This is a genomic window from Paraliobacillus ryukyuensis, assembly GCF_003315295.1.
GTDB lineage: Bacteria > Bacillota > Bacilli > Bacillales > Amphibacillaceae > Paraliobacillus > Paraliobacillus ryukyuensis.
Genome location: NZ_QNRI01000001.1, coordinates 287,460 through 312,931, shown reverse-complemented (window position 1 = coordinate 312,931; position 25,472 = coordinate 287,460). Strand labels below are relative to the sequence as shown.

The following is a 25,472-nucleotide window of genomic DNA, read 5'->3' as shown; positions in this document are numbered from 1 at the left end:
AACAGGATTAACGGCTTTTTGTGTTTGCGTTTAATTTAATTGTGCAAGAATAGCTTTTGCCGTGGCTAAATTCATATTGGGTGCTTGTTTTAGTTGTTCAGTTACAACTTCAATTTGATCACCTTTTGCGCCAGCAGTAATGGCAAGTGATTTTGCTTGTAATCCCATATGCCCTTTTTGAATTCCTTCGGTTACAAGGGCGCGAACTGCTGCAAAATTTTGAGCTAACCCTATGGAGGCAATAATTGCTTCTAACTCTTTGGCAGCTGGATTTCCTAATAGCTTCATGGAAAATTTAGCAGCAGGATGAATTGAAATTGATCCACCAACTGTGCCAATAGGTAATGGTATTGTAATTTCTCCTAATAAATCACCATTTTCCGCTTTTGTCCAGTTGGTTAAGGAACGATATTGTCCACTTCTGGTTGCATAAGCATGGATACCAGCTTCAATGGCACGCGTATCATTGCCGGTTGCTAACACAACGGCATCAATACCATTCATGATTCCTTTATTATGTGTTACTGCACGATATGGATCAACTAACGCAAATTGACATGCTTCTATTATACGATCACGAACTTGCTCACCAGTGTATGGTTCTTTTGCTAATTGGTTAGTAGGAATACGACAAGTAGCAGTAACTAAACATTCGGTTGCATAGTTAGATAATATCCCCATTAAAGCAGTACCACCTGTTACATTTTCTAGATAAGGTTTCACGGCTTCAACCATTGTATTAATAATATTCGCACCCATTGCTTCAAGCGTTTGCGCGTGGATATGTATAACCAAGAAGGCGGGTGTTTGATAAGTTGGATCAGCTTGAATTTTTCTGATTTGAATTGAACGTGCACCGCCTCCTCGTTTCACAATTGAGGGATGTGCTTGATTTGCTAGGTCGATAATCGCATCTGCATGCTGTAAAATAATTTCTTCAGCCTTGTTCATATCTTCTACATTTTTTAATGCAATTTGCCCAATCATTGCGCGATCTCCTACCGTTGTTTTAAAACCACCGGCTTGTTGAATCGTTTTGGCAGCAAAACTAGCAGCAGCAATCACAGATGGCTCTTCAGTTGCCATTGGTACTGCATAGTCTTTTCCATTAATGAAAAAGTTTAGCCCCAATCCTAACGGGACTTGATAAGTGGCAATTTGGTTTTCAATCATGTGATTCGCAACTTCATCAGACAAATGTATTTTAGACGAGAAAGCTGTTGTAGCTTCTTCGTGAATAAGACCTGCAGAAACCAATGCTTCTATCCGTTCTTGCTTCGTTTTCTGATAGAATTTTGTTAAATGTTGCTTGTCCATTCTAAGCCTCCTAGAATTCTATAAAAATAATTACCGCGTAACAATTAAAATCTTTATGACTGCCATTATTTTAGCACAAATTAAAAAAGAAAAGATAGAAATAAAATAATCATGCGTCAATACTTTAGACAGCGCATGAAAATGATACACGAAACCAAAATACCCATAAACATTTTTACATAATTATTTGATACAGTTGAATATGATTAATGGTAGGGGGGAGGAATATGCGAAGAAATAACAAACCATTTATCATCATTATCTTACTCATACTGTTTGTTATCTTTATTCTAGTACCACTTGGTATCAGTATTGCCTATGGAAATATTCCTCTGTTTAATAGCGATTATCTTGAAAACTATGATGTCTTAGTTAGTAATGACCCCAATTTATCAGAGAATGAACTTTCCTTTATCAATAATAATACGTATACATGGAGTGAAATTAAAAGTTATATTCTCCGTAATGAAATGACCTTCTCCAAAGCTTTCCGTAATACAGTTTTTGTCGTAGGAATCGCTATACTATCTGTAATCCTTGATCGACTACTTTTTCGTAGAAAATGACTCGATAGAATCTTTTATAAAAATTAAAAAGGTTCTATTTTTTTTTGAAAATATGTAGTACTTTTCTTTGTTTCCATCGTCTATAGTACGGAGAGCCAAACGGAAAGGGGGGTAGAGCGCTATTCATGATGAACAATTGATTAAAAAAATTAAAGCTGGCAATACACAAGCACTACGGATACTAATTGAACGGTATAAAAATCATGTCTTTCGTATCACAATGAGCGTGGTTCACAATGAGAAAGATGCAGAAGATCTCGCACAAGAAACATTTATTAAGATGATGGATGCGCTCTCCACCTATCAATCACAAGGATTTAAAACTTGGATTAGTCGTATCGCTTTACATAAGGCGATTGATTATAAGCGGAAGTTGCAGCGTAAAAAAGAAGAACTTTCCACTTTTGAAGAGGATAATCAATGGTCTGATAATAATAACGTTGAAAAGGAAATAACTACGAAAGAAGTAAGACGACGGGTTAGAGAATCGATTACTAGTATGCCTGATAAACTCCAATTAGTTGTTCACTATTATTATTTAGAAGATTGTTCTTATAAAGAAATAGCTGATAAATTAGCTATAGAAGAACCAAATGTAAAGATGCGACTTTACCGGGCTCGGAAATGGATGAAAACGCATTGGAAGGAGGAAGACTTTTAATGGAGCATATCGATAGACACCAATTAAAAGCTTATATTGATAATGAATTAGATATAGATAAAGTAGAACAAGCAGAAAACCATATGTATGCTTGTGAAGCATGTATGCGCACTTATATTTCATTATTAGATCAATATCATGTGCAAGACTCTGTTTCAGAAGGTTTTACCGATAAGGTAATCGATAAAGTCGATAAGCAAATTCCAGTTCAAAAGTACAACCTTCAACAAAAACGATCATCCAAAACAATGTCACACTATTTGTTAGCGGCTGGTTTAACGATCCTTATTATGCTGACTGGCGCATTTCAAGAAATCATTACAATGACACACGATCAGGCGGCGATGGAACGAACGTCACTAACAGAGCAATTAATGCATAAAACAAACCATTTGTTAGATAAGATAAAGGGGGGACAAGACGAATGAAGTCACGTATTTTAGCATTTTTTCTAGCATTTTTTCCGGGGTTTGGTCATTTGTATTTAGGACACAAAGTTAGAGGTATACTGTATTTAGTCTTTTTCCTGGTAGCCGGAGGACTTGGCTGCATAACTGGGATTCTAATTATGTATGATACAACATTTGTATTGTTCTTTGGAATTGCAGCTATGATATGGATTATTAACATGATGGATATCATTATCACCTTGCTTACAATTTCACCAAGGACAGCTATGAACCAAACAACTCAAATGCAAGCTGATCAAATTATTAATCAAAATGAACGGATGAAAACCATTCTATTATCTTTAATTCCTGGGATGGGACAATTCTATCTTGGATTAACATTAAGAGGATTAACCTTTACCGCCGCATTTTTTGGCATTATTACGATGGTGTTATTTGTAAGTGTGTTAACTAGTTCCGTATTTTTAATTTTTTTATTTGCTTTACCAATCATTTGGATTTACAGTATTTTTGATTCCATTAACTTGTTAAATAAAAAGCAAGCTGGGGAGACATTAGAAGACAAAACGATTATTGATGACTTTGACCAATATCGTGAAATTGGGAAGAAAAGCAAAATTTTAGTCATCGCATTATCTATTTTTCCCGGGGCAGGACACATGTATCTCGGATTACAAAAACGCGGTTTACAACTCATGGCAGGATTTTTATTGTCAATCTTTATTTTGGATGCTTTACAATTATCGATCTTCCTATTCATTATTCCGATCATCTGGTTTTTTAGTTTTTTTGATGCGTTACAATTAGCAAATCGCTCAGAATACGATATTCTTGAAGATATACCGATTGTTACCTATCTAGCAAATTACCAAAAATGGATAGGAACTGGGCTAGTATTGTTAGGATTTTATTACGTATCTACTTCCGTACTTTTACCAGAGCTATCAGAGTATGTAAGCTATGCATTTGGTATTGATTTGTATCATTATTACTATGATTATTTTCAAGTTACCATTGTCTGCGTGTTACTAATCGTTGCTGGTATTAAATTATTGTCTGGATCGAAAAAGAAATCGACTGATGGCTAATATCAATTTGGATATATACCCAGTTTAACGGACTAGTTGGTCGTGCATAATTTAATTAAATTAAAACTCCATTTCTTTTACGGTGGGGTTTTTTGTTATTGATGAGTCTTTTCCAACGATCGATACGAGTTTTATCCAAGCTGGAGAAACGTTATACAGGTTACAAAATCAGAAGTAAATTACAAAGTTTATTATGAAAAGGAGACGAATATCTTTGATGATGCTGATGATATTATAGAAAACGGCTTTCAATTTGAACCAATTCCAGGAACAAAAGAAGGCAACAAAGGGTTGATTGTTTATGGTGGAAATAACGATGGAGCTACCGTTAGTATAGTAGGCTTGAAAACAGAAGATTTTACGAAGAAGAAGACGATAAAGTACTTCAGTTTTCTGGAAATACCAGCGAATATGTAGAGCTACCCAATAGATAGATGATGAAACATTTACGATTGAAACGACATTTCGTACCAGTAAAGCAGCTAATCATTGGCTCTATGCACATGATGCCAATTACACAAGTAGAGTATGAGTATGATAATTTGCTAAATAACGCAACCGGTGGAGGTAATAAATCCAGGCAATGAAAATAACGTTACAAATGAGGTAGTTGACCAAGAAAGTGTTATGTTAACAGAAGGAGAAGATACAAAACTAAATGTAACAGTTATGCCAAGTATGCGGCTAATAAAGACGTATTATGGACTACCAATAATCCTGAAATAGCTACAGTAACTATGGACGGAACGGTAACTGGTATTTCACCAGGGGATGCTGTCATTACCGTAACAACTGTAGATGGAGGATTTATTACAACCACTAAAGTAACGGTACAGGAAGATAAACAGGGAAGTGAAGAACCTGAGAATGATGATGAAACCCTGGTAGATGAAGAAAGCACATTGGGCGCATTTCCAGTGTTTGGATCTGTGCCTTTTGTATTATCTTTGTATCTCCATGAAACATTTAATTAGTTATTTACAAAAAGGTAAATACTTAAAAACACTTAAAAAAATAATATAAAACTTAAAAATACTTAACAAAGTACATATAAACATTTATAATGAATGAATAAAGGCAGGTGTTTCCTAATGTATCAAGAAGAACGTTTGTTAAAAATACTAGATTATCTCAAAACACATAATCAAGTCTCAAACCAAGAAATTTGTAGCATGCTCGATATTTCAAGAGATACCGCTCGAAGAGATATTATCAAATTAGTTGAAGAAGAAACTGCAATAAGAACGCATGGTGGCATTGCATTGCCTCACTTTAAGGAAGAAATAAAAGCATATAAAGAACGTTTAACCACTGCTTCAAAACAGAAGTACCAAATAGGAAAAGAAGCTTCAACATACATCATGGATGGAGACCTTTGTTTTCTTGATGTTTCCACAACAATAAAGTTCCTTTGCGAGCATCTAAAAGCAAGTTCGATTCTCTATACTCATTCACTTGATAATGCAGAAATGTTGTCAACGAAAGAATTTGTAGAACTAAACATTCTTGGAGGAAATTTCAATCAAAAAAATAGATTTTTTTATGGTCCTGAGATGATTTCACAATTAAATGATATTTGCTTCGATAAAGTATTTTTGGGATCAGCAGGTATTTCAAGTGATGGGATCTACTATGCCGATGAGGAAGATGCTTATATTAAAAAAATTGTATCTAAACGTGCAAAACAAGTCTTTCTACTAGCTGATTATGAAAAGTTTAATCATACAAGTTACTATAAAGCCATGTCTTTTTTAGATGTTGATACTTTAATTACAGATAAAGAGCCCCCAGGTAACTTTATTGAATTATTAAATAATCATGGAGTTCAAATAGAGTTAGTAAGAGAGGGAGTTGAAAACTAGATGTCACGTACAGCGGTAGATATGGACGGAGTGATTACTAACTACAACGTATTTTGTGACGTGTAAAAGACTGGAAAGAAGTCAGAGAATACTTTAAGGGTGCTTTTGCATATCCCCTCGAAAAGATGGAATAAGCAAAAGCAGCAATCCGCTAGATGAATTGCTGCTTGACACTAATAACCCAGTGAATGCTAGTACAGAAACATTTTCAGGGATAGAATACATGCAAGGAAGAAATACAGTTCATTAAAGAATTTAGTAGTTATATTGAATCAGAAGATCCAAGTTCATTGGAAAATTTAAAGATATCAATTCTTTCAAAAGATTCAAACGCAACTATGGAGGATCTCAAAGTGATTTCTAAGCATTTAAACCAATTCTTTGAAAAAAGTGATTATGAGCTCACTGAGTCAGGTGAAGTGATTCCTCAGTGTGGGGTTGTGGCCGTTTGGGGAGCTGCAGTAGTTGTTGTTGCACATCAATATGTTGGTGTGACATATGCTGCGGTAGGAGGCGATGTTGTTTATCTAGCCGCCGGGACCTGGGGTTAACTCTGCGGAGGAACCAGAAAAAGCAGTTGCCTATGTTTTAGATAAACTATCTTAGATAGAAGGAGATAAGAATGTTAGTATTTATCACTGGTTTGGGTACTCTGATGGCAAGTATTGTTCTAAGGACTTCTAGTCCCCACAATATTAACAGCCTATATGGCTATCGAACTAAAAGGTCTAAGAAAAACCAAAAACTATGGGATTTTGCTCAAAAATACTCCGCAAAATTATTAAGCATAGTGGGAATACTTAATATTTTAATTGGTATAGGATTGATGTTTGTTACTTACAGCAAAGAATATTACTTGTTTTTTGAATTAGGGTGGGGAGTCCTTTCTTTCCTACTGGTTTTCGTTCTAACAAAGAGAAAACTTATTCAAATTGAGCGATCTTAACGGAATGAAAAAAGAAGGATTGTTTGCTCCCTTCTTTTTTCATGTAAATAAAATCTTAAAAATGATTATTATGAAGATAAAGATCTACAATAGGTTTTTCTATATGCTTTCTATTGTTAATCTACTTATCTGTTATAATAGACATTTTTTAATATATACTTTTCTTAGTTCTCGGTTATTTAACGACTGTGCAAGGGTTATTTCAAGGTTGTAGACTTCTTGATCTAACGGGACTTTAATGTAAAAAAGTGCTCTTCTTACTTAAGAATTATTTGGGACATCTTATTCCACCTTTTCGAGGGGAAGTGTAATAATACCCTTTAAGAAAATTAATGATTAATTAAAATGAAGGGGGACAATAAAACATGACACTTAAAGCTATTTTTAGCGATATTGATGGAACTTTATTAAATTCAAATCACCAAATTACAGAAGAAACTAAAAAGGCAATTTTAAAAGTTGCGAATAATAATATTCACTTAATATGCTATAGTGGTGCTTTGATTCTAAGTTCAGATAATGGCAACGGAGAAAAGACAACCATTGATAGCACAAGCATAGTGCAAACAGATGTACAAGAAATTTATAAAATAGTCAATAAACTTTCACCTATTAATTTTAGCTTATATAGTCATGACCAATGGGTGGTTAGTGATAGTCAAAATGAATGGGTTTTACAAGAACAAGAAATTACAAATGCGTCTCCTATACATCGTCAACTCCCTTTATTCATTGAAGAAAACCATGATATTCATAAATGTTTGTGTATGGGGGAAACACAAATAATTAATCAACTTGAATCAATATTAAAAGATAAATTTCCTAATTTAACGATTTATAAGTCAAAGGATACCTATTTAGAAATTATGTCAGGTAACGCTTCAAAGTCTAATGCTATTAAAAAGTTAGAGAACCTTTATGGCATTACAAAACAGGAAATCATGGCCATTGGAGATAATTTTAATGATATGGATATGTTAAAATACGCAGGTTTAGGGGTTGCGATGGGGAATGCACCAGAAGAGGTGAAAGTGATCGCTGATGAGGTCACTTTGAGTAATGATGAGAATGGTCTAAAACATACTTTGCAAGAGCATTTTTAATAAAAGGAAACTAATAATTCATATCCGATTATAAAAGCAATGATTAGTCTTGTGGTTAGAATTAAGAAATTTAAATTATTCCACTTAAACGGGTGCGTTACTTATAATTAGGATTAATAATGGTAAAATTACGATGGTTGTTATGTTATAGATCAGGAATGTATGTTCGACGTAATTATGTTATAATAGATGTGGATAACGCTTTCTTTTAGGGCAAGGTCGGCTAATCCCCTCAATGAAAGGGGGTGATGCCTATGAGTATGTACGAAAGTTTTGTTGTGCTGTCTAGCTTTGGCACTTTCTTGGTTGCATTACTCGCTTTGATCATTTCTTTGATCAATAGAAAATAGACCTCCCTATTTGCCCTGATAAGTAATTAGGAGAGGTCTAACGCTATAGTTAGCCGATCCCTCTGGGGGAACAGCTTATCTATAACCCGTAGTGACCACTACGGGTTATTATTTACTTTTCCTAATCAAATTATAGCATATAAATCAAAAGAAGTCACAATAATTCCTTGAATTAGGCAGAGTAGCTATTCTCTATTCATCTCACACATACAAATGCAATCAACTGTATTTTGTAGTACCTGACACTGTTTGGGTGGGGGACTACTAATAAAGGTAATTGACTTCTTACCCCCGTGGTTAGTTTACTTATTCTGACTCTTGATATCCCTATATAACTGTATATTTGATCTTTATAGGTGGAGCTATAGCGATAATATCTGGAATCTTAGATATAAAGGAGAAAAAAGTAATTTTCATGGATCTACGTCAATATCTTGCATAAAAAAGTTAGGGTGGTAATGATTACTCTCGGAATCAGGGATCTGGCATTATTTATTGTTATACTCAATTTTCTTGTTTACATAATATATATTATCGGAAGTGACAGATAAATCAAAAAAACAGTCTCATAAATCAAGTATACTTATGATAGTGAGACAAAATAAATTTTAAAGTTATTTTAAATTGAATTATTTTATATATTATATGTCTATGCCAATGTTTTTAACTTATTGAATCACTAACACTACATTTTTATATTTAAATCTATAGAAACATCTAAGTGTTCAGACTTTGCTATTGGTTACCACTTAGATGTTTATTACGTTCACTAAGTATTAGGATACAAAATAAACTTCATTTTTTGATCGTTTAATCTGTTTTGTAAAAGTCCACTTTTCGTGTCAGAATATCTAAGTTTTGCTTATAGTTTGTTTCTTGATTACCATTAGATTAATTGCATCGTTGTTATACAAGTTCCGTCCGTATTATAAGTTGAAATTTCTGATTCAGCAACCTTCCCATTTTGTTCAATTTTAACTTGATATGTTTTGTCTCGTGGTAGCCATAAATCAAAAAAGCCATTCTTCTGTGATTTCATTTGTTTATTTACTAACACATTCCCATCATTATCTTTTATATATACTTGGAAAGTTTCATTAACTAATTCTCCTTGACAACCTGTCAAACTATGATTTGTACACGGATGTGTTTGATTGATGTAAGGTGCAATAGAAATGAAAAAGTCTTCATTACTGACATCATAAACGAACTCCTTCTTGTTATTTTTGATAATCAACTGCTCAGGTGTAATTGAAGCAGAATCTGCACTTACAGTACCTGAACTGTATTCACTAACTAAATCTTTGATATCTTGATCTTTTGTTCCATTCAATGAATTTTCTTTACTTGAATCAGCTTGTTCGCAACCAACTATTACCATAGAAATAATTAAAATAGACAGAAAGAATTTTATTTTCATTTAACGTTTCACTCCTGTATGATCATTATTTTTATAATTTATAACATCTCTAAGGACAATTTGCTATACACTCTAGTATTCGCTATTTATATAAAATTTTCCTTTACTTAGAACTATCTTTAATTTATTCATTTTTAGGAATCCATATGGTTACAGTTGTACCAACATTCAGTTCGCTTACTATGTTAATGTTGCCATGGTGAGCATCCACTAAAGCTTTTACAATTGAGAGACCAATTCCAATCCCACCTGTTTTTCTATTTCGGGATTTGTCTCCTCGATAAAATCGCTCAAATAAATGCGGAATATCCTCTTGGCGAATGCCTGTACCTTGGTCTTGTATAACAAAACCAAGAAAATCTGCTTCATTTTTAACCGTTATCCATACCTTACCTTGCTCTGGCGTATAATTAAGCGCATTTTTTAAAACATTTGTTATGATTTGAACGACTTTGTCATGATCACCAACGAAAGCAGAACCACCGTCTGTTTTATTAACAAATAATTGTACTTTTTTTTCTTTAAATAGTGTAGATAATTGATTGGTTATTTGCGCAATCAGTTGATCAGCATCAATTGTTGTTTTATTTAATTTAATTTGTGGATTTTCAGCTGCGATAAGCTTCTCTAATTCATTTACCAGCCTTACTAGACGCATTAATTCATGATGACTTTGCTCTAACCTTTTGGGCGTTGGTTCCCAAATTCCATCTTGAAACGCTTCTATTTGACTTCTAAGCGTTGCAATTGGTGTTCTTAGTTCATGAGCAAAGTCTGCTGTAAACTGTTTACGAAGATTATCTTCTGTAACAAGTGAATCGGTAAGTTGATTAAAAGATTCACCTAGTTTTCTAAATTCAGGTGTGAGCTTCTCTACTGGAACTTTTGCTTGGTCTCTGTGCTTTTGTAATCGTTCAATCGCATTAGATAGTTGGTTAAATCCAGTGGTAAGTCGTCTTGAAAAAAACAAACTAAAGACAATGGATAGTATGACTGTGATGATAATTGCTATTACAATGTTTCTTTGAATTGATTTAACAAATGTAAAGTTCTCTCCAACAAACTCTACTGGATAGAAAACTTCTAATTGACCGATTTGTTTACTGCGATAGTTTAAATTAGTTATAGATGATTCATAGCCCTGTTCGATTTTTTGCGAATGCTTCCCATGCATCATGCCCATCATACCTATCATTGTGGTCGTGTTAAGAATAACTTCACCTTGTTCATCAAGGATTTTATAATATAAATTCTCTGTCATGGCTTGGTCATGTAACAACTCACTCAAGTTATCCCCGGTTAAATTTCCATACGTTTGATAGCTAGTTATCAACGCTTGTTCAATGAGCTCAATATTTTTTTCTCTATCATTTTGTACATACGTTGAAAAATGATTTTGCACACCAAATAATATGGTAAAACTGGCCAGAAAAATGCCACAGAAAGAAACAACTAATAGATAAAATAAAATTTTATTTCGTAAAGTTTTATGCATCTAGCTCTCTCCCAAATTTATACCCCATTCCAAATACAGTCTCAATGAATCGGGGATTACGTGAATCGATTTCTATTTTCTTTCTAAGATTTTTGATATGTGTGTCAATACTTCGCTCATATCCATCAAAATAAGCAAGATCTTCTTGAATTATTTCTAGTAAATCTACTCTGCTATAGACTCGCCCTGGATAGGAAGACAACGTCACAAGTATTCTGTACTCATTTGGTGTTAATGTGATAACTTCCCCTTTTAGCTTCACTTCTTTTTTTACTTGATCAATTACTAACTGTTCATTGTCGAATTGAAGCAAATCTTTATTAGCAGCTTTCTTTATCCTTCGTAATAATGCTTTTACTCTTACGACAACTTCTCTAGGACTAAATGGTTTTATCACATAATCATCTGCTCCGATCACAATCCCATTAATGAGATCATCTTCTGCTGATTTAGCTGTGAGCATAATAATTGGTACATCACTTTCATTTCTTGTTAAACGGCATACTTCTTCGCCGGAGATATCAGGTAACATTAAATCTAATACAACAATGTCTGGGTTTAGTTGCTTTATTTTTTTGAGCGCCTCCACTCCATTTGCTGCTGAAGCTACTTTCCAACCTTCCTTCTCAAAATAGGCCTCAAGAACTTCAATAATGGCTTGCTCATCATCGATAACAAGTATGGTCGTCATAACAATCACCTCATTATTAATAATAGCATTAGTTAACTTTTAATGAATAATCTTCACAACTTCTACACAAGTTCACCATAAGAAACACAAAAGCTACGGGTATAGTGTTCGTAGAAAGGAGTTGAAATAACAATGAAAAAATTAGTAATGAGTGTTATCGTTGGCGTGGTGATTATAGGTGGAGCTGGCACTTATGTGTACGCTAATGCAAACGAAAGCGGCAATGTTCCCTTTAAATTTGACCAGATGAGGCCTCATATAGATCAAATTCACCCAAATTTATCTACACAAGAACAGAAAGAGATGTTCAATTATTGTCACGGTAAAGATGGATATATGAAAAATTACAACTATCAAGGAATGATAAATAATTATTAGTAGGAGGGTTAACCATGATGGGCGGTTATGGAGGCATGATGAATGGATATGGTTCAGGAATGACAGGGTTTGGACTTTTAGGTTGGATTATTAACCTTATCGCCATTGGAGTGGTTGTTTATTATGCCACTAAGTTAGCTTTAAAACATTTTCATAATAAGAAATGATAATAGATTTTGTTTAAATATGGAGGCTAGGACAAAAGTGAATTAAAATACCTGATAAACGAACGATGGATAACTTATTTTATCCATCGTTCGTTTTAGTTAGAAAACATAACTAAGTACTAGAAATATACGAGACTCTAGCGGGAACAGCGTATGTTTTCGATGGGGCGAGTAATCGCAGTCCCACGAGCCGAAGATCCACTTGGTAAAGCGGCTAGAAGTTAGACGAAAACCGCCACGTCCTGTGACAACGTCTAACTGACCCACGTCCTGTGTGCCCGAGGCCGTGCACGCAGAACGCGAGTGTATTTCCAGTTGCGATGGTTAAGCTCTCATCAATCATTCGTGTACTGTAGTTAAAAATTAGCTTTGTCCCAGCTCTTTTTCTCTATGTAATAAAAGCTAATACTTATTGGACAGGATAAAAATAGATACGCTGTAACTGAATAAAAAACGATAATCTTATAAAACTAATACAGAATATTTAAAGTGAGGAGGTTATGTATGGGCGTATTAACAACATCACCAACAACGATGGATAAATGTATTGAAGAGTGTCTAAAATGTGCTCGCGCGTGTAATGAATGTTTTGCTGCTTGTTTATATGAGCAAGATATAAAAGAACGAACTATGTGTGTGAAAACACTTACAGATTGTACTGAAGTTTGTTTTCAATCAGCGGCAATGATGTCTCGGCAAAGTAATCTTTCAAAACAACACTGTCAACTATGTGCCTCTATCTGTGAAGCATGTGCGAAAGAATGCGAAATGTTTAAAGACAAACATTGTCAAGAATGCGCTAAAATATGTCGTGAATGCGCAAAGGCTTGTAAACAAATGGCATCTTAAACACATACCTAAACCATGTCCTCACTTTCAATTGAAAGTGAGGACTTTTCATATTACTCTTTTCCAGCCACTTTACCTAGCTAATCCGCGTCTTTTTCGATTCCTTTACAAAAAGAAAAAGGCAGTAGTCATATACAAGTGGTAACTTTGATTTCTCAAGTTAACTATTTTCTATGATTTCTATAAAATTTATACCCAAAATAAACAAAAGGAAATAATACAAGAAGTATCACGATTGGTGTGGGAAAAGTGATCATACTTTCTTTCCTCCTTTTTTGATATATTTCTATAACAGTTATAATAAATCTTTTTTTGCATAAATCTTAATGGATACAATCAAGGAGATAGCAAAAACAGTGATTACAGCCGCAATCAGTATCAAACATTTGGCTAACATAGATATTGCATATAGTTCACTAAAATCGAGTCTAATATCTACGTTTGATAGTGCTGGCAAGATAAATGGCGTTGCTACAATAACAATGGAGAAGAAATACTTTGTTCTTTCATAACCTAATTTATACTGTATGGGTGTATATACGCCAAATAATATTGTCGAAATCAACAGAACAGTAAGTATACTTATCGGGGTAAGATATTCAACTTTAGACACGAACAGTGCTAATACGGTATATGCTACATAGCAGTAGGCAAAAATAAAAAGAAGAAAAGCATATCTTGCCTTTATAAGCATGCTGCGAGGGTATGGTGTACTACATAGTAACGCGGTGGCTTTAGGGTATTTCATTTCTGCCATTGATACATACTGATAGAGCATAAATTCTGCAAAAATCACTGAAATTAGAAAGGCATTGAGACCCAAAAATTCAGGGATGCGAACCATAATAAATAGTGGGATAGCACTTACCGCAAGCAACGTAAATAGTAAGTATTTCTTAACAAGGAGAATATCTTTTTTAATGAGATGTAATAACATTATTCTTTGCCTCCTCTTCCATGTATCCAAGCATAATATCTTCAATTGTAGGTCTTTCAATCAGAATGTCATGCATGTTTTTTTGGACCTTCGACAGTTGATTGGTGATACCCGAAAAACCAAATTCTGTTTCTTGGATATTTAAGAACAGGTTTCTGGTTTCATCATTTAAACCTTTTATATCGCCTTTTATCAAACGGTGAGTATCAATTAGCATATCCTTGTCTTCCTCAAATAAAATCCTGCCATTGTTGATGAGAATTAGCATATCTGCAACTTTATCTAAATCAGAAGTGATATGCGTCGAAAAGAAAACCCCTTTACCTCCTTGCTTCATATAATCCTTCAAGATTTCCATAAGTTGACTTCGGATTAAGGGGTCTAATCCACTTGTAGGTTCATCCATTATCAGTAAGTCTGCCTGATGGGAAAGTGCTAAAGTCAATGAGTATTTCATGCGCATCCCCTTTGATAAGGTGGCAATCTTTTGGCGTGGGTTTAAGGAAAAGCGTTCCATAAAAGTTTTATAGTCTTGTTCACTCCATCTTGAATATGCAGGGGAGATAATGCTTGTCATTTCTGCCATTGACAATTCATCATAAAAGCCTCCGTCGTCCAAAACAATTCCAATACGATCCTTTAATTCCTGTTCATATTTGTTCATATCCTTCCTAAAGAATTTAATCGTGCCTGAGGCTCTTGTTACAAGTCCAAGTATTGTCCGTATAGTAGTTGTTTTCCCTGCTCCATTGACACCAATAAACCCTGTAATGCAATCCTCCTCTAAGGAAAAGCTAATATCAGAAAGAGAAAAATCCCCATAAGATTTGTTTAGCCCTGTTACTTCTAAAATGTTACTCATGTCCATCCTCCTCATATAGAATATTCATCATTTCATTTAGCTCTTCTTTCGTAATTTTCAATGTCTTTGCGGTTTGAATTAACTCTTCCATTATTTGCTCAACTAGATGGCGTTTAGAGTCTCGAATCAACTCAAGATTACCGGTAGAGACAAAAGTACCAATACCCACTTGCCTTGTTATAAACCCTTCTTCTTCTAATTCATCATAAACGCGACGAATAGTAAGAACACTTACCTTTAAGTCATGGGCAAAATTTCGAATGGATGGGAGTGGATCCCCCTCACTAATCTCCCCGTTAAAAATAGCATCTTTGATTTGTTCTTTGATTTGCTGGTACAAAGGGTTATCGGATGTGTTTGAAATCAATATCTTCATATTATTATTTTTCCTGCCTTAAGTGTATAGTGTGTATCTTGATAATACACACTATACACTTAAGGCACTACTTTGTCAATGTGAACTAATGCACTTAAATGGTACTTTAATGGAGTAATGAACAAAAACCTAAATTCTCAGCATTTATTTTGAGAATTTAGGTTTTTAATATAAAAATTTTCTTAACGTTGTAAATCTGCAATTTCCTGAATCTCCCCTTTAAAAGAGATACTAACAAGAAAAAATAATCACCAATTAAATGTTAATACACACAAAAATTCTGTCCCCTAATCCTCGCTTGCACATAGTGAGACAGAATTCCCTTTATTGGACTAACTTATGTTCTACTTGGACATGTAATAAATCATCATAAAAATCAACTAGTTGTTGTGAAGGTTCAGACCAACTGAATTTTTCCGCTTCGATACGTGCATTTCGAGATAATTTCTGATAAAGGTCCTCATCTTCTAACTTTTCAATGGCTTGGATCATACTTGCTGTATTTCCGTTTTCAAAGAGCAAACCATTTTTTTCATTGGCCACTTGCTCCATGGTGGGACCACTTTTGGCAGCGATAACTGGTAAACCTGCTGCCATTGCCTCAAGGATGACTAAACCTAGTGTCTCTGTAATAGATGGAAATACAAGGGCATCACTTGAAGCGAATGCTTCAGCAAGTTCTTTTCCTTGCAAAAATCCAGTAAACACTGTGTCAGTACCTGCAAAAGTGTTCTCTAATTCTTGACGAGAAGGACCATCACCAACAATTGCTAATCGCACATCATCACGGTTTTCAAGTAATGGTTTTAATTTGTAGATTTCTTTTTCAGGTGCTAATCTTCCTACAAAAAGTAATAATTTCTTGTCTGGATTCCCGTTAGATAAACGCTTGCGCATTGAATCGGTTGCATTATTCGGGTGGTATTTATCAATATCTACTCCTCTTTTCCATAAATGAACGTTATGGAAATTTTTTTCGATCAACTCATCCTGAATAGCTTTGGATGTACACAAGTTTACTTGTGCCATATTATGTAATTTTCTAAAATAATGCCAAAATATCGGTTTAAGCGGACGGTATAATTTATAGAAATCTAAATATTTTGGTACATGTGTATGATAAGACGCAATTAATGGATAGCCTAACTTCTTTGCATAATAAACTCCAGTTGCCCCAACTAGTGCCGGGTTAACGACATGGACTAAATCAGGATCATGTTTGGCTATTAGATCCTTCACTTTTCTTTGTGGTAATGCAAATGACCGGTAGCGATAAAATGGCAATTTAGTTGCTTTCACGCGCTCAATTGTCACTCCTTCTAGTGTTACTTCACCTAGATCTGGAGCGATAACGACCACTTCATGATTTAATTGGCGTAAATGTTTGATTGCAGCAGTTAACCTTGTTACAACTCCATCAATAGATGGTAGAAAGGTTTCTGTAATAATAACTATTTTCAAAACAAAATGCTCCTTTTCCGACAACATTCCTACTTCGTACACTATTATAAAGTATCTCAAAACAAAAATACAATAAAAGGCGAGTAAAAAAGGTGTTAATCCCCCTTATAATCGATTAATAAAGTGTGTTATCAAATGATTAAAAGCATAGTAATGCTTGCTGGGAACTCGGTGAAAAGCATGGTGAACAAAAACAATATTTATATTTGCTTGTTGCTCATAGAAACGTCTGTGCTCATTAATCCAATCAGCTTTTTCGCCATAAACAAATAAAGCTGGACACTGTATCTGTTTGATAGAAGGAACCAGATTTAAATGATGGGTATCATAATAGAATTTCAGCCAATGTTGAATATTTGCTTGTAGCATATGTGTGTACAATCTATGATAGGACTTGTGACTATTGGAATTGCTATAAGCGAGAATCTGTGCTAATCGGTTTTTATTTTGTAATACCAATGTTTCACCGATCTCATACATGAACTCCAAACCGATGGTATCAACTTTTGGATATCCACCAGAAACAATCAATCCTTTTACTTTATCTGGATATTTTATACAAAAAGATTGTGCAATCATGCCTCCAGCAGAATAAGCACATAAAATAACTCTGTCTAAACCTTCCGCTTGAATAAGTTGATGAATCTCTTCTACATATTGGTCTACGATAGAAATATTATAATTGATTACTGATGTCGATTGACCATGTCCGCTTAAATCAGGTAGTAGCAATTGATATCTGCTTGATAAAACAGATTGAAATTGAAATACATAGTGCCCTAATCCTGGAGGGTGGATAAATAAAATGGGCTCCCCTTCGCCTATGCTGGCATAATAAATGGACGATTGATCAAATTCTACAAACGGCATGTTTAAGCGTCCTCCGTTACATTTAAGTCAACTTGTTTTAAGGGTTTGGTTGCAGGTCCTTCCAAAACTTCACCATGAATAGAAAAGCGTGAGCCATGACACGGACAATCCCATGTATCTTCTTCTTTATTCCATTTTACTTCACATCCTAAATGTGTGCATGTAGTATCAACCGCAAATAATTTTTTGTTTTCATCTCGATATACCCCTATTTTGTCCTTACCGGATTGTATGACCGTACCATTATTCATTACCAAATCACGAATATGTTTTGTTGAAATGGATAGTTTTCCTTTTGTCAGATGTTTCGCTGTGGTAGCATTCATGCTAATTAACTTCATGAAATCAGGATTGACGTGAAAACGATGTGGTGAAAATAATTCCACAAATGAATTCTCCTTTCCAAGGATCCTATCCGTAATTAATTGTGCTGCAACCATACCATTGCTCATTCCCCATTTATGAAATCCAGTTGCTACATAAATGTTATTCGTTCTAGTAGTTAACCCACCTATAAAAGGAATAGAATCTGATGTGGTTAAATCTTGTGCTGCCCATTGATGGGTAACCGCTTCTAGGTCTACCATATCATTAGCAAAATTTTGTAATTGGTGGAATGCATGTGTTTGTTTTTTTGTATCCCCTGTTCGATACCTCTCCCCACCAATTAACCAAGTCTCTTTTCCGTCACGAATAGTTGCACGGACTGAACGAATTGGTTGTTCTGCGCTAATGTACATTCCCCCAGGAAAACATGCCTGCTTTGGAGCTACAGCGATGAGATGAGAGCGTTCTGCGTACATCCGGGCAAAATACAAGCCGCCGTTATCATAAAACGGGAAATGCGAAGCGACAACAACATGTTTTGCTCGAATTCTATGCCCTTCTTTCGTTACAACAGTAGGCTGATTAGATGTTCCGTTTTCTACATCTTGTGCAGGGGTGTGCTCGTATATATCAAAATGAGTATCCTTCGATAACGTATCTACTAGAAATCCTAGATACTTGAGCGGATCAAATTGCGCCTGTTTCTTCATTTTTATCGCTGCTTGAATAGACATATTCAAAGAGATTTTAGCTTGCATCTCACCAGGTATGTTTAATTGTTCATAGGCTTTCATTTCTTTTTCGATTTTTTTAAGATAATCACTATCTTGTGTATATACGTAAGCATCTTCTTCTGAAAAATCACAGGCAATCTGATGCTTTGTAATAATCGCTTTAATCGTCGCTAATGCTTGATTTTGGGCCTGGTAATATTGCTGGGCACGTTCAGTTCCTTGCTGCTGCATCAATTGATGATAAATTAATCCATGTTGCGCGGTGATTTTTGCTGTTGTATGTCCTGTAGTTCCACTAGCAAGGCGATCAGATTCTATTAGGATTACGTTAAGGTTTGTGTCTCGAAGTAAATAAGCCGTTGTAATGCCAGTTATCCCACCCCCTATGATAACAACATCCGCCGTTGTATCCTTTTTTAAAGGAGAAAATGCTGTTATTCTATTTTGATTCCAATAAACCTTTTTCTGTTCTTGCATATCTAATTGTCATCCTTTTTTGCTTTAGTATGTACCTATCGCATGTTGCACATACAAAAAACTCTTTCTATACAGGCTAAGTATAAAAAGAGTTTTTAAGTTGTTACATTTTCGTTTGATAGCGGCCAAGTGTAGCATTTATTTTTGTTTCCGCATCATATCATAATATCTTACTGGCTGATCTACTTTTACTTTGGTGATCATCATAGCATGTTTCGCTCGATCAATTGGTTCCCCATTTTCGTCCCATATTGCTTGAATCGTTTGTTTGAAATGATAAAAATTAGGTCCAAAAAATTCTATTTCGTCCCCAACGCCAAAACTATTTCGTTGCTGAATAGTTGCTATCTCGGTTGTTTCATCATAATCTAACACGAGTCCAGAAAAATCATACTTTGGAATTCGATCGGGTTTGCCAAATAATTGATCCTTTTCCGTAGGTTCTTGATAATAAAATGCAGTTGTTAATGAACGTTGGGCTGCTTTCCATATTTCATCAACCCACGCTGGATTAAGGGTGAAGTTCTCAGGGTCTTCAAAATAGGTATCAATAATTTTTCGGTAGACATTCACCACTGTTGCAACATAGTGAATACTCTTCATTCTACCTTCAATTTTTAAGCTATCAACCCCAAGTTCTAACAGATCAGGCATATGCTCGACCATACTTAAATCTTGGGAACTCATGGTATAAGCTTCATCTGCTTGTTCTGAAACACTAACAGCACCGTCTATCCCATCTTCAAACAAATCATATTTCCATCGACAGGACTGTGCACATCCTCCTCGATTGGCATCACGAGCAGTCATATGATTGGATAGTACACATCGACCAGAGTATGAAATACACATCGCACCATGAATAAATGCCTCTAACTCAATGTCTAATTTTTCTTTCATTTCTTTCATCTCTTTTATTGAGACCTCTCTTGCTAAAACGACACGTGGTATGCCTTCCTTTTTCCAGAAATCCACCGTACGCCAATTTACAATTGATGCTTGTGTACTAATATGGATCTCTAAATTTGGAGCTGCTTCCTTACACGCCGTTATTAGCGCGGGATCAGCAATAATAACGGCATCTATTCCGATATCATATAACGCTTTAAAGAAGTCTTTTGCACCTGATAAATTTTCGTTGTGCGCAATAATATTAGCGGCTACATATACTTTAGCACCATATTTTCTAGCAAAAGCAATTCCTTCTTCCATGTCTTCATAAGAAAAGTTACCCGCTTTTGAACGCAATCCAAATTGGGTTCCGCCAATATATACTGCATCTGCTCCATAATGAATAGCAAATTTAAGTTTTTCTAAATTTCCAGCAGGAGCAAGTAATTCTGGTTTTTTTGTTATTGGTTTTGTCATCATGTTCATACTCCTCTGTTAATAAATCTGTTCTTTGAAATAAAATCCAGTGTCTAGTATTCTGTCGTCTGGTTGAATGGCATAAATCTGATGTTTATAACCCGCTTTTTTTAATTCATACTGATCTGGATCAGCTAAGTAAGTATCAATTGCTTCACGGTACAACCGAGCAACCTGCACATGATAATCAGTACTTTTTAAAATGCCATTAATCCGCAAACCAGAAATCTGACTCATTAATAATAATGGTAAATGCTCAATCATGCACAAATCTTCGTTACTCATAATATGCGTTCCGTTCACATCTTCAAAGATTGGATAATGCGTATCATCGTCTTTCGCTTGCCTAATATGTTTCGCTTGTTGTTCATGATACGGTACATTAATATGCCGGTAATAGTTTTGTACTAACTTACGTTTGGATTGAAATATACAGGTCATCCCGTGAACTTGTACTTCAATTGGGAATTCAACCTGCTTATTAATTTCATTAATAGCATCTATTGATAACTCGTTGGATAATATTGCTCTACTGATGCCTTTTTGATGCCAATAGTTTAATGTTTGATAATTCGTAGCTAATGTTTCAGGATTCCAGGTCACTGGTATATCAAGTGACAAATCTTCTAACAAAGAAAAGACAGATGGATCTCCACAAATAACAGCATCTATTTGTATTGCTGCTAAACTTTCGAAATAAGCAGGTAAGTATTCTAGTTTGTCATTATGAAAGATTGCATTTGCTAATACATAGACTTTTTTTTGATGTTGGTGACAATACGTTGTAGCCGCTTCTATTTCTTCAATTGAAAAATCACCAGGTACGCGCAATCCGTAATCCTGATGTCCGAGTGTTATTGCATCAACGCCTGCTTCTACTAATTGTATTACTTCGTTAAAGTCTCTAGCTGTTGCAATTAATTCTGGTTGATAATTGTTTGACATAGTTTCACCTCAAAATGGCAGTCTACTGTCTATTATGGATGAAAAAATAAAAATATCTGTGACAAACATCACAATTTTATATACTTTTTTATTTATTTTTGATTATTGCTTGATAACTCGGTTGCCCACAAGTGGTTTCAGCATTTTTAACCGCGTTAATAACTGCTTGTTCGATCACCTTAACTGCTAACATACCAACCAAATTTAAATCAGCTTCTACTTCATTGGTCGACATCGTAAATATAGTATCTCCATCTACTAAAGTATGAGATGGACGCATGGTTCGAGCAAATCCATCGTGTGCAATGCTTGCAATTTTGTTCATTTCCGCTTTTGATGCTTTTGCATTTGTCATAACAACACCTATCGATGTATTATCAGAAAACCGATTTGTTTGCTTAGATAACTGTGATAATAATTGTTTTTCTGTGTCTAGGAATTGTCCTTTTTTACGGTCGTAAACCCCCGCTAAAATAGAGCCATTACTAGGATCAATAATATCTCCAAAACTATTTACTGCAACGACTGCACCAATTTGAAGTTCACCGATTTGTAAGGCATACGTACCTAATCCACCCTTCATGGAATAGTCAACCCCTAGACATTTTCCGACCGTAGCGCCAGATCCGGCTCCTACAGCACCTTGCGTAACTGGTTCGTTTGAAGTTGCGTTAAGGCACGCTTGATAACCTAAAGCAGCATCTGGACGAATGGTTGCATCTCCAATACCCAAATCAAACAAAATAGCTCCTGGCACAATAGGCACGTTAGCAACACCAACATCAAACCCGATTTTTTGTTCTTCTAAATATTGCATAATGCCACCGGCTACGTTTAACCCGTAAGCACTACCCCCACTAAGAAAGATCGCATGCGTTTCTTGTACCAGATTTTCTGATCGTAATAAGTCCGTTTCACGTGTACCGGGCGCCCCTCCTCGCACATCTACACCACTCACTGCTCCTCTTTCGTTGATAATGATGGTACATCCTGTTGCCGCTTCTTGATATTGCGCATGACCAATAGCAAAAGCTTTAATGGACTGAATAGAAATTTCTTGTAACATAATTAACGACCTCCGTAATTAAAAACTAGTTTAATTTGATGATATATGGTAAATAGTTTAATAACAACTATTTTGGGTTTGAGGTGATAACATGAGTAAAGTAAGAGTAAATATGATTGTTAGTGGTAAAGTACAAGGTGTCGGTTTTCGATATACAACACAAATGAAAGCCAAAGAAATAGGTATTAACGGGTGGGTGAAAAACCTGGTTGATGGAACAGTTGAAATTGAAGCAGAAGGTGACGCACAGAAGGTTTATAAATTTGTTGATATCATTAAAGCCGGACCCAGTCGATTTATTAAAGTAGATAATGTAGATATAGAAACTTACGAAGAATTGAAAAATTATCAAGATTTTGATGTAGTATATTAACAGACCGATCAAAAAGATGCATATTTAAAAAAGTCGCGAAATTGTCGCGACTTTTTCATGAATTAATTTTCTTGGAAAAATTGGCGATTGAGTGAAATGTACTCATGCTCTTCGTCAGGTACTTCATCTTCCATGAAGATGGCTTCTACTGGACAAACAGCTTCACACGCACCGCAATCAATACAGATATCTGGATCAATATAAAACATATCTTTTCCTTCTTCTATACAATCGACAGGACAAACTTCAACACATTCGCCTGCTTTTTCTTCTTTACATGGTGATGTAATAACAAAAGCCAAAAGAAAAAACCTCCTTAAATCTTTACTACAGTCTGTCTATCGTATCACAATTAGCTAAACTTCCCAATAGTTAGACAACAATAAGCTTACCATAAATGTGTTACTTGATACGCATTCTGCTGTTGTTCAATTAAGAAAACATCTGGTGTTTTTAACATTTTCCAATCATTAAATTCAAATTGATCAGCATAATGTGATACCAGCAAACTAAATAAATTATAATGTGTTACAACAGCGGCAATTTCATGATTTTCATCTTGCCACAACTCATTCAAGCTCTCTAAGCCTCTTCGCAAGGCTTCATTAGATGATTCACCACCGGATAAGGAAAAGTCATAGTCTCTAACGGATGTCTCTATTACGTCTAGCCAATCATCAATGGGTTCATCACTAAGAATCCTTTCTTCTAAACGAACATCTTTTTCTATCGGAATGTTAGATGCATTAGCGAATGGTTTAATCGTTTCTATTGCAGGCATAAAAGGACTAGTAACAATTCGATCTACCCTTATACCTTTTTCTTTAAAATATGCTGCTAACCGATGTGCCTGGTTCACGCCATGATGGGTTAATGGAGAATCTTTATGGTGTTCTTCTACTTGACAATGGCGAATCAAAATGATTTGCTTCATGAGATCATCTCCTACTTAAGAGGCTTATATTACTTATCCTTATCTACTAAGCTATGATAACTCAGTAAAATAATCTTTTTTGAAACCACCAATTCTATTCGTATTATCTATAATAAAATAGAATTCATCGGTTTCATTTTTAACATCATATACTTTACCTGGTGTTAATACGTTATCGACGACAAACTTTTTTGCATTTGCATGTACACATTGGACTTTTTTTATGGTTTCTGATTTATCCCACGTTTTATGTATCATCATTATGCACCTTCTTTCTCTCTTACATACTTCTTCTATTTCATTTTAGCATGAATACTATAAAAAAATAAGTAGTTATAAGATGTTTTGCGAATCTATAAAATCAGCATGATGTTTCTCATGCGAGATAGGTAACCATATTGAAAAACGAACTATAATGATGAAATCAGAGATAGTTCGTTTTTTTTATTGCTTCATATTTTTCTTTTATCCAATATTTATTCAAACAAAGAAAGATATTGCCCATAACCTTCTTCTTTTAATTTGTCTTTCGGTATAAATCGCATGGCTGCAGAATTCATGCAATAGCGCATACCACCTTGATCAATTGGACCATCATCAAATACATGTCCTAAATGCGAATCTGCATCTTTACTACGAACTTCTATTCGTCGCATACCAAGTGATGTATCCATATTCTCGGTTAACTGATTGCGATGAAGTGGTTTGGTGAAGCTTGGCCAACCACACCCAGCATCATATTTCTCTTTTGAAGAAAAAAGTGGTTCCCCGCTTACGATATCTACATAAATCCCATCTTCTTCTAAATCATAGTATTCATTCTGGTAAGGTCTTTCTGTACCGTTTTCTTGTGTAACTTGATACTGAATGGGAGAAAGCATTTTTTTTAATTCTTCTTTGGTATATTTCTTTTTCCAGTTTCGGTTAATGAAGTCTTCTCTCCCTGAACCTTTTTTATATAAACGATAATGGAACGTATTTTTTTTGTAATAATCTTGGTGTTTTTCTTCTGCTGGATAAAATGTTTGAGCGGGTAGAATTTTTGTCACAATTGGATTTTTAAATTTACCTGATTGGGCTAATGCTTCTTTCGACGCTTCTGCTAACATTCGCTGCTCCTCATTGTGATAAAATATAGCAGTTTGGTAAGATTCACCTCGATCATTAAATTGTCCACCAGGATCGGTTGGATCAATTTGTTGCCAAAATAATTCTAATAAACGTTCATATGGGAAAACATCTGGTTGGTAAGTAATTTGAACAGCCTCAACATGGCCGGTTGTATTGGAACATACTTCTTCATACGTTGGATTTTCCGTATGTCCACCAGTATAACCGGAAACAATTTTTTCTATGCCAGGCTGCTCATCAAATGGTTCAACCATACACCAAAAACAACCCCCTGCAAATGTTGCTAACGCAAACGTTTGATCCAAGAT

30 protein-coding genes and 1 pseudogene are annotated in these 25,472 nt (G+C 35.0%); 14 read left to right on the top strand and 17 right to left on the bottom strand.

The window, feature by feature from the left end:
• Positions 1-30 precede the first annotated feature (30 nt).
• On the bottom strand, positions 31-1,317 hold the full coding sequence (locus tag DES48_RS01780) for a hydroxymethylglutaryl-CoA reductase, degradative (RefSeq protein ID WP_113866351.1): 1,287 nt from the start codon (positions 1,315-1,317) through the stop codon (positions 31-33).
• A 227-nt stretch (positions 1,318-1,544) separates the two neighbouring features.
• Here DES48_RS01780 and DES48_RS01775 point away from each other — a divergent pair, with 227 nt between their 5' ends.
• From DES48_RS01775 to DES48_RS16130, 10 genes and pseudogenes are all read left to right on the top strand, one after another.
• Complete coding sequence (locus tag DES48_RS01775; protein ID WP_079709624.1) at positions 1,545-1,883, top strand: hypothetical protein; 339 nt, start codon at positions 1,545-1,547, stop codon at positions 1,881-1,883.
• A gap of 136 nt (positions 1,884-2,019) precedes the next feature.
• Complete coding sequence (locus DES48_RS01770; protein ID WP_170126145.1) at positions 2,020-2,544, top strand: RNA polymerase sigma factor; 525 nt, start codon at positions 2,020-2,022, stop codon at positions 2,542-2,544.
• The gene (locus DES48_RS01765; RefSeq protein ID WP_113866347.1) at positions 2,544-2,972 is read left to right on the top strand and encodes an anti-sigma factor; all 429 of its coding nucleotides are present in this window, start codon (positions 2,544-2,546) and stop codon (positions 2,970-2,972) included. Before DES48_RS01770 ends, DES48_RS01765 begins: the two co-directional genes overlap by 1 nt.
• Positions 2,969-4,042: a TM2 domain-containing protein gene (locus DES48_RS01760; protein ID WP_113866345.1), complete on the top strand. Its 1,074-nt coding sequence runs from the start codon at positions 2,969-2,971 to the stop codon at positions 4,040-4,042. Before DES48_RS01765 ends, DES48_RS01760 begins: the two co-directional genes overlap by 4 nt.
• A 677-nt stretch (positions 4,043-4,719) precedes the next feature.
• Positions 4,720-5,016 (top strand): annotated as a pseudogene (locus tag DES48_RS01755) (Ig-like domain-containing protein); the annotation flags it as partial.
• A 117-nt stretch (positions 5,017-5,133) separates the two neighbouring features.
• Positions 5,134-5,904 (top strand): DeoR/GlpR family DNA-binding transcription regulator, encoded by a 771-nt coding sequence (locus DES48_RS01750; RefSeq protein ID WP_079709629.1) that lies wholly within the window; start codon positions 5,134-5,136, stop codon positions 5,902-5,904.
• A gap of 236 nt (positions 5,905-6,140) precedes the next feature.
• On the top strand, positions 6,141-6,455 hold the full coding sequence (locus DES48_RS16660; RefSeq protein WP_484216268.1) for a sporulation delaying protein family toxin: 315 nt from the start codon (positions 6,141-6,143) through the stop codon (positions 6,453-6,455).
• Positions 6,456-6,526: 71 nt separating this feature from the next.
• The gene (locus DES48_RS01740) at positions 6,527-6,850 is read left to right on the top strand and encodes an SdpI family protein (protein ID WP_113866341.1); all 324 of its coding nucleotides are present in this window, start codon (positions 6,527-6,529) and stop codon (positions 6,848-6,850) included.
• A 365-nt stretch (positions 6,851-7,215) separates the two neighbouring features.
• Positions 7,216-7,953, top strand: a complete 738-nt coding sequence (locus tag DES48_RS01735; RefSeq protein ID WP_113866339.1) for a Cof-type HAD-IIB family hydrolase — start codon at positions 7,216-7,218, stop codon at positions 7,951-7,953.
• 248 nt (positions 7,954-8,201) lie between these two features.
• Positions 8,202-8,303 (top strand): putative holin-like toxin, encoded by a 102-nt coding sequence (locus DES48_RS16130; protein ID WP_342769919.1) that lies wholly within the window; start codon positions 8,202-8,204, stop codon positions 8,301-8,303.
• Positions 8,304-9,189: 886 nt separating this feature from the next.
• Here DES48_RS16130 and DES48_RS01725 read toward each other — a convergent pair.
• The 3 genes from DES48_RS01725 to DES48_RS01715 all read right to left on the bottom strand — a co-directional run bounded on the left by DES48_RS01725 (position 9,190) and on the right by DES48_RS01715 (position 11,909).
• Positions 9,190-9,723 carry a CueP family metal-binding protein gene (locus DES48_RS01725; RefSeq protein WP_113866335.1) on the bottom strand — a complete coding sequence of 178 codons (534 nt, stop codon included), beginning with the start codon at positions 9,721-9,723 and terminating at the stop codon, positions 9,190-9,192.
• A gap of 124 nt (positions 9,724-9,847) precedes the next feature.
• The gene (locus DES48_RS01720; protein WP_113866333.1) at positions 9,848-11,218 is read right to left on the bottom strand and encodes a sensor histidine kinase; all 1,371 of its coding nucleotides are present in this window, start codon (positions 11,216-11,218) and stop codon (positions 9,848-9,850) included.
• Positions 11,211-11,909: a response regulator transcription factor gene (locus DES48_RS01715; protein WP_113866331.1), complete on the bottom strand. Its 699-nt coding sequence runs from the start codon at positions 11,907-11,909 to the stop codon at positions 11,211-11,213. Before DES48_RS01715 ends, DES48_RS01720 begins: the two co-directional genes overlap by 8 nt.
• Positions 11,910-12,041: 132 nt before the next feature.
• Here DES48_RS01715 and DES48_RS01710 point away from each other — a divergent pair, with 132 nt between their 5' ends.
• From DES48_RS01710 to DES48_RS01705, 3 genes are all read left to right on the top strand, one after another.
• Positions 12,042-12,287, top strand: a complete 246-nt coding sequence (locus DES48_RS01710) for a hypothetical protein (RefSeq protein ID WP_113866329.1) — start codon at positions 12,042-12,044, stop codon at positions 12,285-12,287.
• Positions 12,288-12,301: 14 nt separating this feature from the next.
• A complete protein-coding gene (locus DES48_RS15835) occupies positions 12,302-12,454 on the top strand; it encodes a hypothetical protein (protein WP_170126144.1) in 153 nt (50 codons plus the stop codon).
• Positions 12,455-12,958: 504 nt separating this feature from the next.
• The gene (locus tag DES48_RS01705; protein WP_113866327.1) at positions 12,959-13,303 is read left to right on the top strand and encodes a four-helix bundle copper-binding protein; all 345 of its coding nucleotides are present in this window, start codon (positions 12,959-12,961) and stop codon (positions 13,301-13,303) included.
• Between the two features lie 295 nt (positions 13,304-13,598).
• On the opposite strand, the gene DES48_RS01700 is transcribed toward DES48_RS01705, so the two are convergent.
• The 9 genes from DES48_RS01700 to DES48_RS01660 all read right to left on the bottom strand — a co-directional run bounded on the left by DES48_RS01700 (position 13,599) and on the right by DES48_RS01660 (position 22,726).
• Complete coding sequence (locus tag DES48_RS01700) at positions 13,599-14,240, bottom strand: ABC-2 transporter permease (RefSeq protein WP_113866325.1); 642 nt, start codon at positions 14,238-14,240, stop codon at positions 13,599-13,601.
• Positions 14,221-15,102, bottom strand: a complete 882-nt coding sequence (locus DES48_RS01695; protein ID WP_113866323.1) for an ABC transporter ATP-binding protein — start codon at positions 15,100-15,102, stop codon at positions 14,221-14,223. Before DES48_RS01695 ends, DES48_RS01700 begins: the two co-directional genes overlap by 20 nt.
• The gene (locus DES48_RS01690) at positions 15,095-15,478 is read right to left on the bottom strand and encodes a GntR family transcriptional regulator (RefSeq protein WP_113866321.1); all 384 of its coding nucleotides are present in this window, start codon (positions 15,476-15,478) and stop codon (positions 15,095-15,097) included. Before DES48_RS01690 ends, DES48_RS01695 begins: the two co-directional genes overlap by 8 nt.
• Before the next feature lie 324 nt (positions 15,479-15,802).
• Positions 15,803-16,939 carry a glycosyltransferase family 4 protein gene (locus tag DES48_RS01685; protein ID WP_079709638.1) on the bottom strand — a complete coding sequence of 379 codons (1,137 nt, stop codon included), beginning with the start codon at positions 16,937-16,939 and terminating at the stop codon, positions 15,803-15,805.
• Between the two features lie 105 nt (positions 16,940-17,044).
• The gene (locus tag DES48_RS01680; RefSeq protein ID WP_113866319.1) at positions 17,045-17,809 is read right to left on the bottom strand and encodes an alpha/beta fold hydrolase; all 765 of its coding nucleotides are present in this window, start codon (positions 17,807-17,809) and stop codon (positions 17,045-17,047) included.
• A 2-nt stretch (positions 17,810-17,811) separates the two neighbouring features.
• Positions 17,812-19,347 carry an FAD-dependent oxidoreductase gene (locus tag DES48_RS01675; protein ID WP_113866317.1) on the bottom strand — a complete coding sequence of 512 codons (1,536 nt, stop codon included), beginning with the start codon at positions 19,345-19,347 and terminating at the stop codon, positions 17,812-17,814.
• Positions 19,348-19,485: 138 nt separating this feature from the next.
• Positions 19,486-20,715 (bottom strand): peptidase U32 family protein, encoded by a 1,230-nt coding sequence (locus DES48_RS01670; protein ID WP_170126152.1) that lies wholly within the window; start codon positions 20,713-20,715, stop codon positions 19,486-19,488.
• 18 nt (positions 20,716-20,733) lie between these two features.
• On the bottom strand, positions 20,734-21,660 hold the full coding sequence (locus DES48_RS01665; protein ID WP_113866313.1) for a peptidase U32 family protein: 927 nt from the start codon (positions 21,658-21,660) through the stop codon (positions 20,734-20,736).
• An 88-nt stretch (positions 21,661-21,748) separates the two neighbouring features.
• On the bottom strand, positions 21,749-22,726 hold the full coding sequence (locus DES48_RS01660) for a P1 family peptidase (RefSeq protein WP_113866311.1): 978 nt from the start codon (positions 22,724-22,726) through the stop codon (positions 21,749-21,751).
• Between the two features lie 91 nt (positions 22,727-22,817).
• Between DES48_RS01660 and DES48_RS01655 the strand changes: the two genes are divergently transcribed.
• Positions 22,818-23,099, top strand: a complete 282-nt coding sequence (locus DES48_RS01655) for an acylphosphatase (protein ID WP_113866309.1) — start codon at positions 22,818-22,820, stop codon at positions 23,097-23,099.
• A 62-nt stretch (positions 23,100-23,161) separates the two neighbouring features.
• Here DES48_RS01655 and DES48_RS01650 read toward each other — a convergent pair whose 3' ends face one another.
• The 4 genes from DES48_RS01650 to msrA all read right to left on the bottom strand — a co-directional run bounded on the left by DES48_RS01650 (position 23,162) and on the right by msrA (position 25,469).
• Complete coding sequence (locus DES48_RS01650; protein ID WP_079709645.1) at positions 23,162-23,401, bottom strand: ferredoxin family protein; 240 nt, start codon at positions 23,399-23,401, stop codon at positions 23,162-23,164.
• 86 nt (positions 23,402-23,487) lie between these two features.
• A complete protein-coding gene (locus DES48_RS01645; protein ID WP_113866307.1) occupies positions 23,488-24,033 on the bottom strand; it encodes a histidine phosphatase family protein in 546 nt (181 codons plus the stop codon).
• A 51-nt stretch (positions 24,034-24,084) separates the two neighbouring features.
• Positions 24,085-24,291, bottom strand: a complete 207-nt coding sequence (locus DES48_RS01640) for a DUF6501 family protein (RefSeq protein WP_079710016.1) — start codon at positions 24,289-24,291, stop codon at positions 24,085-24,087.
• 218 nt (positions 24,292-24,509) lie between these two features.
• Complete coding sequence (msrA, locus tag DES48_RS01635; protein WP_113866305.1) at positions 24,510-25,469, bottom strand: peptide-methionine (S)-S-oxide reductase MsrA; 960 nt, start codon at positions 25,467-25,469, stop codon at positions 24,510-24,512.
• Positions 25,470-25,472: the final 3 nt, after the last annotated feature.